Below are 14,497 nucleotides of genomic sequence, written 5' to 3' on the forward strand. Positions count from 1 at the left end.
ATCCACCTACTTATTATTTTTTATAATTTCATTAGCTAATTTCTTATAAGCTAAGCCACCCTTAGAATTTGGATCATAATCTAAAATAGATAAACCATGTGAAGGAGCTTCCGCCAACCTTATATTTCTAGGGATAACAGTCTTAAAGACCTTATCCTTAAAATACTTCTTAACTTCTTCAACTACATCTAATGATAAGTTGTTTCTACCATCAAACATAGATATTAGCACACCTTCAACCTCTAAGTTCGGATTTAAGCTTTCTTTAATCAATTCTAACGTTTGTACTAATTGAGAAACACCCTCTAAGGCATAGTATTCAGTTTGTATTGGGATCAAGACTGAATCACTAGCTACAAGTGCATTTATGCTTAAAAGTCCTAATGATGGAGGACAATCAATTATCACATAATCATAATCTTCAGTTTTCTCTAAAATGTTCTTTAATAGACTTTCTCTATTTTCTATATTAACAGCTTCTATTTCAAAACCTGATAGGTCTGAAGTAGAAGGAAGTATACTAACATTTTTGGCACTTGTTTCTAAAATTTTTACTTCTTCACCTAATAAGGCATCATACAGACTTGACTCTAAAGAATGTTTGTCTACACCCAGTCCAGAAGTACTGTTAGCTTGTGGATCCAAGTCTATAACTAATGTTTTTTTCTTTTTATTTCCTAAATAAGCGGCTAAATTTACAACAGTTGTAGTTTTTCCAACGCCACCTTTTTGATTAAATATTGATATAACTTTCATATTCACCTCATTTAAAATTATATCAGATATTAGGATATTATTAAATAAGAAAAATGTTTCATATGAAACATTTTTATATATTTTTATATTTTATTTGGCTAGTTAGTTTCATATGAAACAAATTAATAAGAGTTAGTTGTTTATTGTTTGACAAAGATAGTTTCGTGTAATAATATTTAGATGAATATAAGATATTAATCGCTTTGTACTAGTAATTGTGTATTAAGGAGTAAATATGGACAAATTATTTTGGTGGAATTTAAATCCAATAGAAAAATTTAATCGATACAAATGGGTTTTTCTTTTATTATCAATATTAATTGTAGTTTTATGTTGGAAGTTTAAGCTTGGACCTGCCTTAGTTCTTTCTTTTGTATTTATAGAACTATCATATACAAAGTATGAACTACTCAAACTGAAAGCTGACCTATACGAAAAAGAAATAATAGAAAACTAATTCTTGTATAAGATAATGGAGTCCTGTTTTAAAGTTTCATATGAAACAATATTGTCGTATATATTTATTTTTTATCAAATTTAATTGTTTCATATGAAACAATTGTTGTGTTTATTCCTATGATAATTTTAAATGTTTCATATGAAACTTTAAAATGAAAAAAGAGCTGGAAACAGCTCTTAATTCAATGGTTTAGTTCTTGGCTTACCACCAGCTCTTGGAAATCTATGTGGTGTGTTTTTAATTTTTCTTATAACTATAAGACTTCTAGACCCTAAGTCATTAGGAAGTTCGTATTCGAGTACCTTGTCTACATATCCACCAAGTAGCTTGATAGCACCTTTGGCTTCTTTTAATTCTTCCTTGTAATTTGGTCCCTTCAAAGATATAAAGTATCCTCCAACTTTTACAAAAGGGAGACAATATTCGGATAGGGTAGAAAGGTTAGCAACTGCTCTAGATACTGATATATCATACTTTTCACGATAATCTTCTTTTCTAGCTAACTCTTCAGCACGACCATGGATTGTTTCCATATTAGTCAATTCTAAATCTGATATTACTACATCTAAGAAGTTGATTCTTTTCTTTAATGAATCTAATAAAGTAAATTCCAGACTATTATTATATATCTTTAGTGGTATACCTGGAAACCCACCACCTGTACCTATATCTATAATCTTTTGGTTTTTCTCTATCAAGCCTGACTTGTATACCAATAGAGAATCTAGGAAGTGTTTGATATAAACTTCCTCTTCATTGATTATCTTTGTTATGTCAATCTTGTAATTCCATTCTTCCAACAGATTATAAAAAGCTTCGTATTTTTTGATTTCTTTATCTGATAAGGCAAAGCCTTCTTTTTCAAATAAGTCTTTATACTTCATTGTTCTTCCTTCTCTGTACTTCTAGGTATATTAGGATAACATTGATATCTGCAGGTGTCACACCTGACATTCTTGAAGCTTGTCCAACAGAATTCGGCTTAATCTTATTTAATTTTTCAACAGCCTCATGTTTTAACCCATCTATTTGACCATAGTCTTCAATATGGTCTAATCTCTTGTTTTCCATTTTCTTGAACTGTGAAATTTGTGCATTTTGCTTATTTATATAGCCTTCGTACTTGATTTGTGTTTGGACTTCTAATATATATGGTCTCTTTATTTCCGGTCTTTCCGTATCAAATACCTTTACTAATTCATAATCTAATTCTGGTCTTTTTATTAGATCATATAGGGTAGTACCTGTTTTAATTGGATTTGAGTCTAAATCTTCCAATAGGTCATTATTTTCCTGTGTAGGGGTTATCATGATGTCTTTTAGTCTGTCTAATTCTTTTTCTATTGCTTCTTTCTTTTCTAGCATTAGGTCATATCTTTCTTGACTTACAAGACCTAGATCATATCCCTTTTGAGTTAGTCTCAAATCAGCATTATCTTGTCTTAAAGTTAGCCTATATTCAGCTCTTGAAGTCATCATTCTATATGGTTCTACTTGGTCTTTAGTTACTAGGTCATCTATAAGTACGCCTATATAGGCCTCTGACCTATCTAAAATGAATGGTTCTTTGCCATCTATGTTTAATACGGCATTTATACCTGCCATTAATCCTTGGGCAGCAGCTTCTTCATAGCCTGATGTACCATTTATTTGTCCTGCAAAAAACAGGTTATCTATATTTGTAGACTCTAAATTACTTTTTAAGTTGGTTGCATCTAGGCAATCATATTCAATACCGTGGGCAGGTCTCATAAATTCAACATTTTCTAGGCCCACTATAGTCTTGTAGAATTCTTCTTGGACTTCTACTGGTAAGGTAGATGAAGCACCTTGTACATACATTTCATTTGTAGACCTACCTTCTGGCTCTATAAATATAATATGTTGGTCTTTGTCAGCAAATCTTACAACCTTGTCTTCTATCGAAGGACAATATCTTGGACCTATACCTTCAACCATACCTGAATACATAGGGGATCTGTGTAATTCCCTTCTTATGATTTCATGGGTTTCAGGTCTTGTATGAGTCTGCCAAGTCAAGGCTTGGTCGTAAGAAAAGTCTTTGTCTATATTTAAGAATGAGAAAGGAACCGGGTTTTCATCTCCATATTGCGGAACCATTTGTGAATAGTCTAATGACCTACTATTTACCCTTGCTGGGGTACCAGTTTTGAACCTTCTTAAATCAAAGCCTAATTCTTCTAAGCTGTTAGATAAGAATTTTGAAGGTTTCATCCCGTGAGGACCTGATGAATACTGTAATTCACCCATCATTATCAATCCATTTAAGTAGGTTCCTGTTGCTACTATTACAGCCTTAGCTTCATAGATAGCTCCCGTAGTAGTTTTAACTCCTCTTACCTTACCATCTTCTACTATAAGGTCTGTAACTTCAGCTTCTAAGACCCTTAAATTTTCTGTATTTTCTAAGGTTTTCTTCATTTCTTCGTGGTATAGTCTTTTATCAGCCTGAACTCTTAAAGAATGGATTGCAGGGCCCTTTGATGTGTTTAACATCTTTGATTGAATTGAAGCCTTATCTGTATTTAGTCCAATTTCTCCACCCAAAGCATCAACTTCTCTAACTAGGTGACCCTTACCAGTACCACCAATATTTGGATTACATGGTAGGTCAGCTATAGCTTCAAGACTGATACTTGCTACAATTGTCTTTTTTCCTAATCTTGCTGCTGCCAATCCCGCTTCGACACCAGCATGTCCAGCACCGATTACAAAAACGTCAACATTGTCAGCAATATATTCTCTTATTTCCATAAAATCTCCTTGAAATAGTTAAATAATTAACACTTTGACTGTTTCTTATATCTATTTTCTAATCTTCTTTTTTTATTTTCCTATACAAAAATCATTAAAGATTTTATCTAGGACATCTTCTTCAATCGTTTCACCAGTTATTTCACTTAATTGATTATAAGCATTTCTTAGATCGATTTCAATAGCGTCTAAAGGATAGCCCTTCTTAGAGCTTTTTATAGCTGTAGCTATATTATCCCTTGCCTTGACCAATAAATCCCTGTGACGGAGGTTTGTGATCAATGTAGTGTTAGACACCTTAATATCTCCATCTAAGAATAAATCAATTATAGAATTCTCTAGTTCCTTGATTCCTTCTTCTTTTAAAATGGAAGTTTCTATTATCATATTATTTTCAAAGTTATCATATATGATATTTTTATCCATTAATTTAGATAAGTCATTTTTATTTAAAAGAATGATGGACTTTCTATTTTTAATCAATTCCATTATTTCTTTATCTTCTTGGTCAAAATCTTTAGAAACATCAAATATAGCTATGATTAAATCTGCTTCCTCTGCTATTTTCCTTGATTTTTCTACACCGATTGACTCTACTAAATCTTCTGTATCTCTTATACCTGCAGTATCTATTATATTTATAGATATGCCTCCAAGGTCTATTGATTCTTCAATAGTATCCCTAGTTGTACCAGCCACATCTGTTACTATGGCTCTGTTGTCTTGGACTAGGGCGTTTAATAGGGAAGACTTACCTACATTTGGCTTACCAATAATAGCAGTTTTGATACCTTCTTTTATAATTCTACCCTTATTGGCAGAATTTATTAAAGCATCTAAGTCTTCTATTATGACATCAGATTTTTCATAAACTGGTTCTATAGGTAGGTCATCTTCAAAGTCTTCCATAAAATTGATGGAATATTCAACTCTAGCTAAGAGGTCTAGCATCTTTGTTTTGATATCTTTTACCTTTGAAGCAACTGAACCCTTTAATTGTAATAGGGAAGCCTCATAGGCCTTGTCAGTTTTTGCATCAATTAAATCTATTACAGCTTCTGCCTGGGATAGGTCCAACCTCCCATTTAAGAAGGCTCTTTTGGTAAATTCACCTCTTTCAGCTATTCTCGCCCCTTCTTTCAAAAGTAGGTTTAGGATTTTCTTTACAGCTATAAAACCACCATGGCAATATATTTCAACCATATCTTCTCTTGTATAAGTCTTTGGACCTTGCATATAGGCTAAAAGGACCTCATCTATCATTTCATCTTGGTCGTAAATATAGCCATAGGTCATTTTTTTATTTTCAAAATTATCTACAGTATTTTTTTTATAGTTTCTATATATTCTTTTTGCAATGTCTAAGGATTGGTCACCAGACATCCTTACTATACCTATGCCAGCTTCACCAACAGCACTTGATATTGCTGCAATTGTTTGTTCAGACATATATTTACCCTTTCTTTTTATATAAAAAACGTCCCAAATGTTAACATTTAGGGACGTTTTACTTATAAGCCTTTATATCTCACAACAACTTTTCTATTTGGGAATTTACCAGTTGAAACTGTTTCTATTTCCTTGTAACTTTGTAAAGCTGTGTGGACAATTCTTCTTTCGTATGAATTCATAGCTTTTAGTGCTATAGGCTTTTTAGTTTTTAGAACCTTATAAGCAACTCTTTTTGCATTATTTTCAATATTTGCTTTTTTCCTATCCCTATAGTTACCTGCATTTAAAGTTATTCTATAGAAATTACTTGTTTTGTTATTTGTTAAAAAGCTTAATATATATTGAAGCGCATTTAATGTTTCGCCCTTAGCACCAATTACTATACCAGTATCATTTTCAGATATGTCGCTTAATTCTAAATTAATAATATTATCTCTTGCAGTTTCGTAGCTAACCTTAGCTTCTATGTGCATTTTGATAAGTAGATCTTCCAAGTTTTGTTTAACTTTTTCTGCTACTTCAACTAAGCTATCATTATCTGTAACTTCTTTAGCTTCTCCTGAAAATAGTAATTCTCTGGTGTTTAATGTTTTTTCTAAGTCTGACCTATAGATAGTTTCTTCTTTTTCTTCTTGTTCTTCTATGATTTCTTCTTCTGGTTGGTATCCTTCTTCATATAAACCATCAAATTCATCATCTGAGTCTTGGTCAAAATCATTTTCAGCTGAAAGTTCTTCAACTTCTTCTTTTGCCTCATCATCAGACTTCTTATACATATTGATTTCAACACTATTATCATAATCTTCTTCAGTTTCTATGTCAGAATCTAAAGTATTAACATCTTTATCTGTAAAATCTTTATATAATTTTCCTTTTAAGTTATCTTTGTTATCAGATTTTAAATCAGAAAATATATCTTCTACATCAATTGAAAGTTTTTCTTTTTCTTTGATCTTTACAATTGCATCTTCACCACCAAATAAGCCAAATAATCCTTTAGTAGCTTCTTGTATAATCTCTATATCTGCATCATCTCTATCTATATTTAATTCTTTAATACCAGCTTCAACTGCTTCTTCAATTGTTTTAGCTGTTTTTATTATAGATCTCATTCTTACCTCTTACTTTGTTTCAGTTTTGCCTGTAGCCAATCTAAATAATTTTACTAAACCTCTTATTATAACTTCTAGGAAATTACCAACTGTCCAATATAAAACAACACCAGCTGCAAGACCTCTAAAGATAAAGAACATCATCAATGGCATTACATAAAGCATTGTGTTCATACCTGCTGCTTGTGGGTTAGCTTGGGCCATGTTTTTACTATTTAACCATGAATAAGCTAATTGTGACAATGAGTTAATCAATGGTAAAGCAAATCCTGTAGGGTCTGCTAAGGATAGGTTTGGTATCCAGAAAAAGTTTTTGTGAATTTCAGCAAATTTTTCTTTTCCTAAGAAGTAGTCTGCATTGTTGATAACACTCAATAATGCGAATACTATAACCATTTGTATGATAAGCATTAGGCAAGATTTTCCTGTACCAGCCATCAACTTATTTTCTCTTTGGAATTCCATCAATTTTTGTTGGTAAATTTGTTGGTCATATCCATATTTTTCTTTTAACTTTTCCATTTCTGGCTGTAACAATCTTTGTTTTTCTGCATTTTTAGCATTTTGTATTGTTGTAGGCAAAGTTATCAACTTGTATAAAAGTCCCATGATTATAAGGGTAACAGCATAATCTGATATGTGTTGTGTTTGTAAGCCTAAGCCTTCAACTGTGTTAAATATAAATTCAAATAACCTACCCAATAAGCCTGCTAGAAAATTTGGCTGGTAGTTTGCATTTGTTTTAGCTAATATCATTGATATTTCTATCATTTTTCCTCCTAAGATAAGGGATCGTATCCTCCCTTGCTAAAGGGATTACATCTCAAAATTCTCCATATAGTAAGAAAAGAAGCTTTTAAAAAGTTGTACTTTTTATAGGCTTCTATTGCGTACTGAGAACATGTAGGTGTGTATTTACATTTATTTTGTCCAAACATAGGAGAAATAAATTTTCTGTATTGTTCTATTAAAAACACCATTATTTTATTCATTATTTGCCCTTCTTAGTAATATTTATAAGATGGAGTAATGACGATTCTAATTCCTTATAATCATAATCTACTGTATGATATTTAGGTGTAATTATATAGTCTTTATTTTCAAATTTATCCAAATTAAGACGAATAATCTCTTTGAGCCTTCGTCTTATTTTATTTCTCTTATTTGCTTTTCCAAATTTTTTTGTAATGGTAAATCCAAATCTAGGAAAGTTAAATTCATTGTTAGCAACTAATATCCTATAATCTTTATTATGATATCTCTTTGACTTTTTATATAATCTCTTGAATTCTTCGTTATCTTTTATCCTGTTTTTAGATTCCATCTTTCACCTAAATTTCTATAGAGATATTTTTTTTCTACCTTTTTGTCTTCTTGCTTTTAAAACTCTTCTTCCGCCAACTGTTGACATTCTCTTTCTAAAACCGTGTGTTCTAGATCTTTTTCTTCTACTTGGTTGATAAGTTCTTTTCATAATTTTCTCCTTCTAATTTTTTTATCGCAAAATAACGACATAAATCAATTAACATTATAGATATTTTGCAAGCTATTGTCAAGTTAAGCATAGTAATCAAAGATATAAATCTTATTTTTCTAAACATGTCTTAATCCATCTTATTTCAAACTTCTGTTTTGTGAATCGAAAGTAAAATATCCACTTCTGTGGATAAGTCTATTAAAATTTGATGTTTATGCTGTTTATTGCTATAATATTAAAGGAAATATTAACTTTTCAACAGTTTATTCACAATCTTATCCACTAAGTTGATATCTTGTGGATATTTATTTTGGATAAGTCTTAAAAATCTTAATTTTTCAAGTCTTTTTCTTGTGAATAATTGTCTATAACTTTGAAATACATTTTTGTGGATAAGTCTATTTTGTTTAACTAGATTCTGATGTTTTCAAACATCATAAGTTATGAATTGTCGTGGATAAATTGTTGATATGTGGAGGAAAAATGGATAACTTAAATCAATTGTGGGAAGAAGTTACTAGAAAACTTTTCTTAAACATGATTGAAGTACATTATAATACGTGGATTAAACCATTAACTCCCTTGAAAAGAAAAGATTCTATCATTTATTTATATTCTTCTATTGCTTTTGTTGCTAAGATAGCTGATCAAAAATATAAAAGTAATATAGAAGATATCTTTAGGGAAATTCTAGGTGAAGATATAAAAGTTGTAATCTTACATCCTAATGATGAACTTTTCACAGAATTGATAAATGAAGATAAGACAAGTCAGGAAAATCAAGTGCCTGGTCAAACTGAAATGGATGATATCTCAAGGTATATCGAAGATGCAGATAAAAATATAAACAAAACAACTCCTGCAAACTTCCATTATAAAGATACTCTAAATAAAAAATATACTTTTTCGAATTTTATTAGAGGTAAATCCAATGACCTAGCTTTGGCAATAGCTACAAATGTTGCTGAAAATCCGGGTACCCTTTACAATCCATTCTATATATATGGGGCTTCAGGACTTGGTAAAACTCACTTGATGCAGGCTATTGGTCATAAAATTTTAGAAGAAAATCCTTCAGCAAAGGTGATTTATATAACTTCAGAGAATTTTATGAATGAGTTTATATCTTCAATTACAGATAGTAAAAATTCTGTATCGAATTCTAAATCTTTCAGGGATAAGTATAGAAATTGCGATGTTTTAATGATTGATGACATCCAATTTATATCTGGTAAAGAATCTACACAGGAAGAAATTTTCCATACTTTTAATTCTTTATATAATGCTAAAAAGCAAATCATCTTTACTTCTGATAAACGACCTGAAGAGATAAAAGGCTTAGAAGAAAGGTTGGTAACTAGATTTTCTGGTGGTATGATTGCTGACATACAAAAGCCAGACTATGAAACAAGAGTTGCTATACTTAAACATAAGATAAAGATGGAGAAATACACAGTTCCAGATAATGTACTTGCATTCATAGCAGAAAATATAACATCAAATATTAGAAACTTAGAAGGTTCTCTATTGAAGGTAATGGCTGTTTATAAGCTTAAAAATCCAGCAGGTGCTAGAGATGTTTCGGACGAGGAATTTTTAGAAATAGCTCAACAAGCCTTATCTATAGAAGAAAAGAAACAAAAACCTATTACATTGGAAAAAATAAAAGAGGTAGTTGCTGATTATTATAATTTAGAGGTCCAAGACCTTATCAAGCAAAATAGGCAAAAAACTATATCGGAACCAAGACAAATAGCCATGCACCTTTCAAGGGCTTTAACAACTCTTTCTTTAATAAAGATAGCCAACTCATTTGAAAGGGACCATGCAACTGTCATTCATGGGGATGATAAAATAAAAGAGATGATTAAAACTAATAGCGAAATGCGAAAAGATGTAGAAAATATAACTGCTATTTTACAAAGTAAGGAATAGCTTGTTGATAAACTTAGTATGTAAAGATAAAATTTAGGGACTTATCCACAGGGATATCAGTAATAGTTTTTCTTGGATTTGTCAACTTTATAAGACTTATCCACTTATAAACGCCCCCTACTATTATTATTACTAATTTAAATTATATATATAGGAGTTTTTTATGAAATTCAAAATTTTAAAATCTGACTTATACAAGCATATTTCTATAGCTCAAAAAGCTATATCTAACAAGATTAATATACAAACATTAGAAAATATATTATTCCAAGCTAAGGGCGATGAATTAATACTTTCATCAACAGATATGGAATTGTCTATAGAAACAAGAGTTAAGTGTGATGTTATAGAAGAAGGTGCTTGTTTAATTAAGTCTACTATCATAGGAAATATTATAAACAAAATGCCTCAAGATGAAATTACTATTACAGTAAAAGATGATAAGGTGAATATTAAATCTCAAAATTCAGTTTTTGATATACAAGGACAAGATGCCGAAGAATATCCACCACTACCAGACGTTGAAGAAAATAGTATATTAACTCTAGATAATACTATTCTAACAAAAGCTATAAGGGAAACCTTGTTTGCAACCTCAACAGATGAAACAAGACTAGCCTTGACAGGTGTTTTATTCGAAATTAAAGATAAGAAGATAAACTTTGTCGGTCTAGATGGTTATAGGATGGCTGTAAGAACCTTAGATTGTAACTTAGACTTAGATGTGTCAGCTATCGTTCCAAAGAGAGCCTTTAGTGAATTAACAAAAATCTTGGATGATGATAAGACAGAAATAGTTGTAGTTGAAGGACATATAGTGTTTATAAATGGTGATACCAAGATGTATTCTAGTCTAATATCTAAAAACTATATAGACTATAAGAAGCTATTAAATTCTTCTTACCAAACAAGTGTAAAGGTTAATAGGCATGATTTAATAAACTCATTAGAAAGAGCTCAGTTATTAACAACTGGTATGTCATCATCCCTTACAAAACTACAAATACATGATGGAGTGATTAATATATCATCAAATTCTGAATATGGAAGCTTGGATGAAGATGTTTTTGCAAGCCAAGAAGGTGAAGATTTAAATATAGCATTCAACACTAGATATTTACTAGAAGGTTTGAAGGCTATCAATGAAGATGAAGTTCTACTTCACCTACAAAATTCCTTATCACCAATGAACATTTACCCAGCTAATGAAGATGATGACTACTTATACTTAGTATTACCAGTAAGATTATCCCAATAGGAGTAGTTATGGAAAAAATAAAAATAGAAACTGAATTTATAAAATTAGATTCTTTATTAAAATTTGCTAACCTTGTACAAACAGGTGGAGATGCGAAAAATCTTATCTTGGATGGACAGGTAAAGGTAAATGGTGAAGTTGTTACCCAAAGAGGAAAAAAAATTAGACCTGGAGACAGGGTTGAAATAGAAATTTTAGAAGAGACTTTAGAAATTATTTAAGAACTGAGGCAGCATGATAATAAAAGAATTGAGGCTTATTAATCATAGGAATTATGATGATGAATTCATTGAATTTCATGATAATACCAATATATTAGTAGGGAAAAATGCTCAAGGAAAGACTAATTTGCTTGAAGCTATTTATATTGCTGCAAGAGGATATAGTTTTAAAAGTATAAAAGAAACAGAGCTTATCAATTTTGATAAAAACGCAATGTATTTGAAGGCTGTGATTCTTAGTAAAAATAAGAGAAAAAATGTAGAAATTAAGTTATCAAGAAGTTATAATAAGCAAATCAAAATAAATGACGTAGACGTGAATGTTTCTGATATGAAAAGTCAATTTGGAGTAGTCTTATTTGCTCCAGAAGAAATATTGATAATAAAGGAAACTCCTTCATTGAGAAGAAAATTTATTGACGATGTAATTTCAAATAACGACATTGCTTATAAGATTTATCTAAATAATTACAATAATATAAGAAGGCAAAAAAATTTAGTGTTGAAAAATCCAGCAAAAAACAAATATTTTGAACAAATGCTTGCAAGTTACAATACTAAGCTTGTGGAATATGGGGCGAAAATAGGTATTTACAGGTACAAATACCTAAATATACTAAAAAAATATGCCAAGGAATTCCATAGTGAATTAACTTCTTCCAAGGAAGATTTAGATATAATCTATGAATACAATTTTGCAGAAAAGCTGGATGACTTAACAATTATTGAAAAACAATACTATGACATTTTACTTGATAAAAAAACAAGTGAAATAGAAAGATATCAAAGCCTTTATGGTCCTCATAAGGACGAAATAATATTTTTAATAAATGGAAAAGATGTTAAAAATTATGCCTCCCAAGGCCAGCAAAGGACTGTGATGTTGTCACTAAAACTGGCAGAGGCTAAGCTGATAGAAGTCCTAACATCCACCAAACCTATACTTTTGTGGGATGATGTATTTTCAGAATTAGACAATACAAGGGCTAGCTTATTGGTGCAAAAATCTAAGAAATATCAAAATATAATCACTACAAATTCTTTAGTAAACTTGGATTTGGACAATTCTGATTCAAAAGTATTTACAATAGATAAGGGAAAAGTGATTACAGGAAGGGAAAAAGATGGTACAAAGTAAAGACTATAGTGAACAAAGTATTAGGGTCTTGGAAGGTCTGGAAGCTGTTCGTGTTAGACCAGGTATGTATATCGGTTCTACTGGTGAGCAGGGCCTCCACCACCTGGTGTACGAAGTTGTTGACAACTCAGTTGACGAAGCTTTGGCAGGTAGGGCAGACTCTATAAAAATTGAAATTTTAGAAGATGGTTCTATAGAAATATCTGATAATGGGTCAGGTATTCCTGTTAAGAAACATAAAACTACAGGTTTATCAACCTTGGAAACAGTACTTACCATTCTTCACGCAGGTGGTAAATTTGACTCAGAAGCCTACCAATTTTCTGGTGGTCTACATGGGGTTGGGGTTTCTGTTGTAAATGCCCTATCTAAAAAGATGGTTGCAGAAGTAAAAAGAGATGGTTATAGGTATACTGCAGAGTTTTCAAGAGGTAAAACTGTAAAAGGTTTGACCAAGCATGAAAAAACAGATGAAACTGGTACAAAAATTAGTTTTATGCCAGATGATGAAATTTTTGAAACAGTTATCTTTAATAGAAAGACTTTGGCTAAGAGATTTTTAGAAATGTCATTTTTAAACCAAGGCCTACGTCTTGAATTTATAGACAACAGAGAAAAAGACGAAGATGGCAAGCCATATAGGGAAGTATTCCATGCTGAAGGTGGTTTAGAATCATTTATAGAATTTTTAAATAAAAAGAAAACACCTTTACATAGTGATGTAATGCACTTTAAAGGCCTAACAGATGGCTGTGAAGTTGACCTAGCTATCCAATATACAGATGGATATTCAGAAACTGTTTTATCATTTGCTAATACAGTTTTAACCCCAGAAGGTGGTACCCACCTAACAGGATTTAGGTCAGGATTGACTAAGGTTATAAACTCATATGCTAGAGAATATGAGTTACTAAAAGATAAGGATGAAAACTTCTCTGGTGAAGACGTTAGGGAAGGTGTAACAGCTATTGTTGCTGTAAAATTGAGTAATCCACAATTTGAAGGACAAACCAAGTCTAAGTTGGGATCTTCAGAAATGAGAGGTATAGTTGATTCCTTCTTAACAGAACACTTCAGTGCCTACTTAGAAGAAAATCCAAAGACAGCAAAGATTATAATTGAAAAGTCTGAAGCATCAAGAAGGGCCAGAGAGGCTTCAAAGAAAGCTAGGGACTTGTCAAGAAAGAAAAATTCTATCTTATCCAATACAACCCTACCTGGTAAGCTTGCAGAATGCCAGTCAACAGATATTTCAGAAAATGAAATATTTATAGTCGAAGGGGACTCAGCGGGTGGTTCAGCTAAGTTGGGGAGAGATAACAAAACTCAAGCTATCTTACCTATCAGAGGTAAAATCCTAAACGTTGAAAAAGCAAGGATGAATAGGGTTCTTTCTTCAGAAGAAATCCAAGCCCTTATTACAGCCTTTGGTACAGGTATTGGTGAAGAATTTGATATTTCTAAGTTGAGATACGGAAAGATTGTTATCATGACTGATGCTGACGTTGACGGTTCCCATATCGATACCTTGTTATTAACATTTTTCTTCAGATTCTTAAGACCATTGATCGAAGCTGGTAGGGTATTTATAGCCCAACCACCTTTATATAAGTTGACCCAGGGTAAGAAGGAAAGATATGTTTATAATGACAGGGAATTAGAACAAATCTTGGAAAATATAGAAGGTGAAAAGTATAAATTATCTAGATATAAGGGGCTTGGTGAGATGAATGCCGACCAATTATGGGAAACAACCATGAACCCAGACAATAGGATTTTAATCCAAGTTACTTTAGATGATGAATCCTTGACTTTAGATGAAACATTCTCAGTGTTAATGGGAGATAAGGTTGAACCTAGAAGAGAATTTATAGAAGAAAATGCTCAATATGCAGAAAATATTGATGCTTAGG

The 14,497-nt window shown here is 31.4% G+C and carries 15 protein-coding genes; 6 read left to right on the forward strand and 9 right to left on the reverse strand.

Translation table 11 applies throughout. From position 1 onward, the window contains the following. Window positions 1-6 precede the first annotated feature (6 nt). Window positions 7-756, reverse strand: coding sequence for a ParA family protein (locus C4Q29_RS05145; protein ID WP_103981745.1), 750 nt, complete (start codon window positions 754-756; stop codon window positions 7-9). Between the two features lie 235 nt (window positions 757-991). Here C4Q29_RS05145 and C4Q29_RS05150 point away from each other — a divergent pair, with 235 nt between their 5' ends. Next, on the forward strand, window positions 992-1,213 hold the full coding sequence (locus tag C4Q29_RS05150) for a hypothetical protein (protein ID WP_103981746.1): 222 nt from the start codon (window positions 992-994) through the stop codon (window positions 1,211-1,213). Window positions 1,214-1,392: 179 nt separating this feature from the next. Here C4Q29_RS05150 and rsmG read toward each other — a convergent pair whose 3' ends face one another. The 8 genes from rsmG to rpmH form a co-directional block, all read right to left on the reverse strand. After that, window positions 1,393-2,100: a 16S rRNA (guanine(527)-N(7))-methyltransferase RsmG gene (rsmG, locus tag C4Q29_RS05155; RefSeq protein ID WP_103981747.1), complete on the reverse strand. Its 708-nt coding sequence runs from the start codon at window positions 2,098-2,100 to the stop codon at window positions 1,393-1,395. After that, entirely contained in the window at window positions 2,090-3,991 is a 1,902-nt protein-coding gene (gene mnmG / locus C4Q29_RS05160) for a tRNA uridine-5-carboxymethylaminomethyl(34) synthesis enzyme MnmG (RefSeq protein ID WP_103981748.1), read from the reverse strand. Before mnmG ends, rsmG begins: the two co-directional genes overlap by 11 nt. Window positions 3,992-4,063: 72 nt before the next feature. Beyond that, on the reverse strand, window positions 4,064-5,440 hold the full coding sequence (gene mnmE, locus C4Q29_RS05165; protein ID WP_103981749.1) for a tRNA uridine-5-carboxymethylaminomethyl(34) synthesis GTPase MnmE: 1,377 nt from the start codon (window positions 5,438-5,440) through the stop codon (window positions 4,064-4,066). 62 nt (window positions 5,441-5,502) lie between these two features. Next, the gene (gene jag / locus C4Q29_RS05170) at window positions 5,503-6,555 is read right to left on the reverse strand and encodes an RNA-binding cell elongation regulator Jag/EloR (protein ID WP_103981750.1); all 1,053 of its coding nucleotides are present in this window, start codon (window positions 6,553-6,555) and stop codon (window positions 5,503-5,505) included. 9 nt (window positions 6,556-6,564) lie between these two features. Beyond that, window positions 6,565-7,326, reverse strand: coding sequence for a YidC/Oxa1 family membrane protein insertase (locus C4Q29_RS05175; RefSeq protein WP_103981751.1), 762 nt, complete (start codon window positions 7,324-7,326; stop codon window positions 6,565-6,567). Window positions 7,327-7,334: 8 nt separating this feature from the next. Next, window positions 7,335-7,547, reverse strand: a complete 213-nt coding sequence (yidD, locus tag C4Q29_RS05180; RefSeq protein ID WP_103981752.1) for a membrane protein insertion efficiency factor YidD — start codon at window positions 7,545-7,547, stop codon at window positions 7,335-7,337. After that, entirely contained in the window at window positions 7,547-7,879 is a 333-nt protein-coding gene (gene rnpA / locus C4Q29_RS05185; RefSeq protein WP_103981753.1) for a ribonuclease P protein component, read from the reverse strand. Before rnpA ends, yidD begins: the two co-directional genes overlap by 1 nt. Before the next feature lie 15 nt (window positions 7,880-7,894). Further along, a complete protein-coding gene (gene rpmH / locus C4Q29_RS05190; protein WP_103981754.1) occupies window positions 7,895-8,029 on the reverse strand; it encodes a 50S ribosomal protein L34 in 135 nt (44 codons plus the stop codon). Window positions 8,030-8,515: 486 nt separating this feature from the next. Between rpmH and dnaA the strand changes: the two genes are divergently transcribed. The 5 genes from dnaA (at window position 8,516) to gyrB (ending at window position 14,496) form a co-directional block, all read left to right on the forward strand. After that, on the forward strand, window positions 8,516-9,967 hold the full coding sequence (gene dnaA / locus C4Q29_RS05195; protein WP_103981755.1) for a chromosomal replication initiator protein DnaA: 1,452 nt from the start codon (window positions 8,516-8,518) through the stop codon (window positions 9,965-9,967). Between the two features lie 163 nt (window positions 9,968-10,130). Further along, window positions 10,131-11,225: a DNA polymerase III subunit beta gene (gene dnaN, locus C4Q29_RS05200; protein ID WP_103981756.1), complete on the forward strand. Its 1,095-nt coding sequence runs from the start codon at window positions 10,131-10,133 to the stop codon at window positions 11,223-11,225. Between the two features lie 8 nt (window positions 11,226-11,233). Then, on the forward strand, window positions 11,234-11,446 hold the full coding sequence (yaaA, locus tag C4Q29_RS05205) for a S4 domain-containing protein YaaA (protein WP_103981757.1): 213 nt from the start codon (window positions 11,234-11,236) through the stop codon (window positions 11,444-11,446). Window positions 11,447-11,459: 13 nt separating this feature from the next. Further along, window positions 11,460-12,584, forward strand: coding sequence for a DNA replication/repair protein RecF (gene recF, locus C4Q29_RS05210; protein WP_103981758.1), 1,125 nt, complete (start codon window positions 11,460-11,462; stop codon window positions 12,582-12,584). Next, entirely contained in the window at window positions 12,571-14,496 is a 1,926-nt protein-coding gene (gene gyrB, locus C4Q29_RS05215; RefSeq protein WP_103981759.1) for a DNA topoisomerase (ATP-hydrolyzing) subunit B, read from the forward strand. The genes recF and gyrB overlap by 14 nt, the downstream gene beginning before the upstream one ends. Window position 14,497: the final 1 nt, after the last annotated feature.

The sequence above is a fragment of the Helcococcus massiliensis genome, from assembly GCF_900258485.1.
GTDB lineage: Bacteria > Bacillota > Clostridia > Tissierellales > Peptoniphilaceae > Helcococcus > Helcococcus massiliensis.

Excerpts from the sequence above, each read along its gene's own strand:
- C4Q29_RS05145 (WP_103981745.1), bottom strand. The coding sequence starts at position 756 with ATGAAAGTTATATCAATATTTAATCAAAAAGGTGGCGTTGGAAAAACT.
- C4Q29_RS05150 (WP_103981746.1), top strand. The coding sequence starts at position 992 with ATGGACAAATTATTTTGGTGGAATTTAAATCCAATAGAAAAATTTAAT.
- rsmG (WP_103981747.1), bottom strand. The coding sequence starts at position 2,100 with ATGAAGTATAAAGACTTATTTGAAAAAGAAGGCTTTGCCTTATCAGAT.
- mnmG (WP_103981748.1), bottom strand. The coding sequence starts at position 3,991 with ATGGAAATAAGAGAATATATTGCTGACAATGTTGACGTTTTTGTAATC.
- mnmE (WP_103981749.1), bottom strand. The coding sequence starts at position 5,440 with ATGTCTGAACAAACAATTGCAGCAATATCAAGTGCTGTTGGTGAAGCT.
- jag (WP_103981750.1), bottom strand. The coding sequence starts at position 6,555 with ATGAGATCTATAATAAAAACAGCTAAAACAATTGAAGAAGCAGTTGAA.
- C4Q29_RS05175 (WP_103981751.1), bottom strand. The coding sequence starts at position 7,326 with ATGATAGAAATATCAATGATATTAGCTAAAACAAATGCAAACTACCAG.
- yidD (WP_103981752.1), bottom strand. The coding sequence starts at position 7,547 with ATGAATAAAATAATGGTGTTTTTAATAGAACAATACAGAAAATTTATT.
- rnpA (WP_103981753.1), bottom strand. The coding sequence starts at position 7,879 with ATGGAATCTAAAAACAGGATAAAAGATAACGAAGAATTCAAGAGATTA.
- rpmH (WP_103981754.1), bottom strand. The coding sequence starts at position 8,029 with ATGAAAAGAACTTATCAACCAAGTAGAAGAAAAAGATCTAGAACACAC.
- dnaA (WP_103981755.1), top strand. The coding sequence starts at position 8,516 with ATGGATAACTTAAATCAATTGTGGGAAGAAGTTACTAGAAAACTTTTC.
- dnaN (WP_103981756.1), top strand. The coding sequence starts at position 10,131 with ATGAAATTCAAAATTTTAAAATCTGACTTATACAAGCATATTTCTATA.
- yaaA (WP_103981757.1), top strand. The coding sequence starts at position 11,234 with ATGGAAAAAATAAAAATAGAAACTGAATTTATAAAATTAGATTCTTTA.
- recF (WP_103981758.1), top strand. The coding sequence starts at position 11,460 with ATGATAATAAAAGAATTGAGGCTTATTAATCATAGGAATTATGATGAT.
- gyrB (WP_103981759.1), top strand. The coding sequence starts at position 12,571 with ATGGTACAAAGTAAAGACTATAGTGAACAAAGTATTAGGGTCTTGGAA.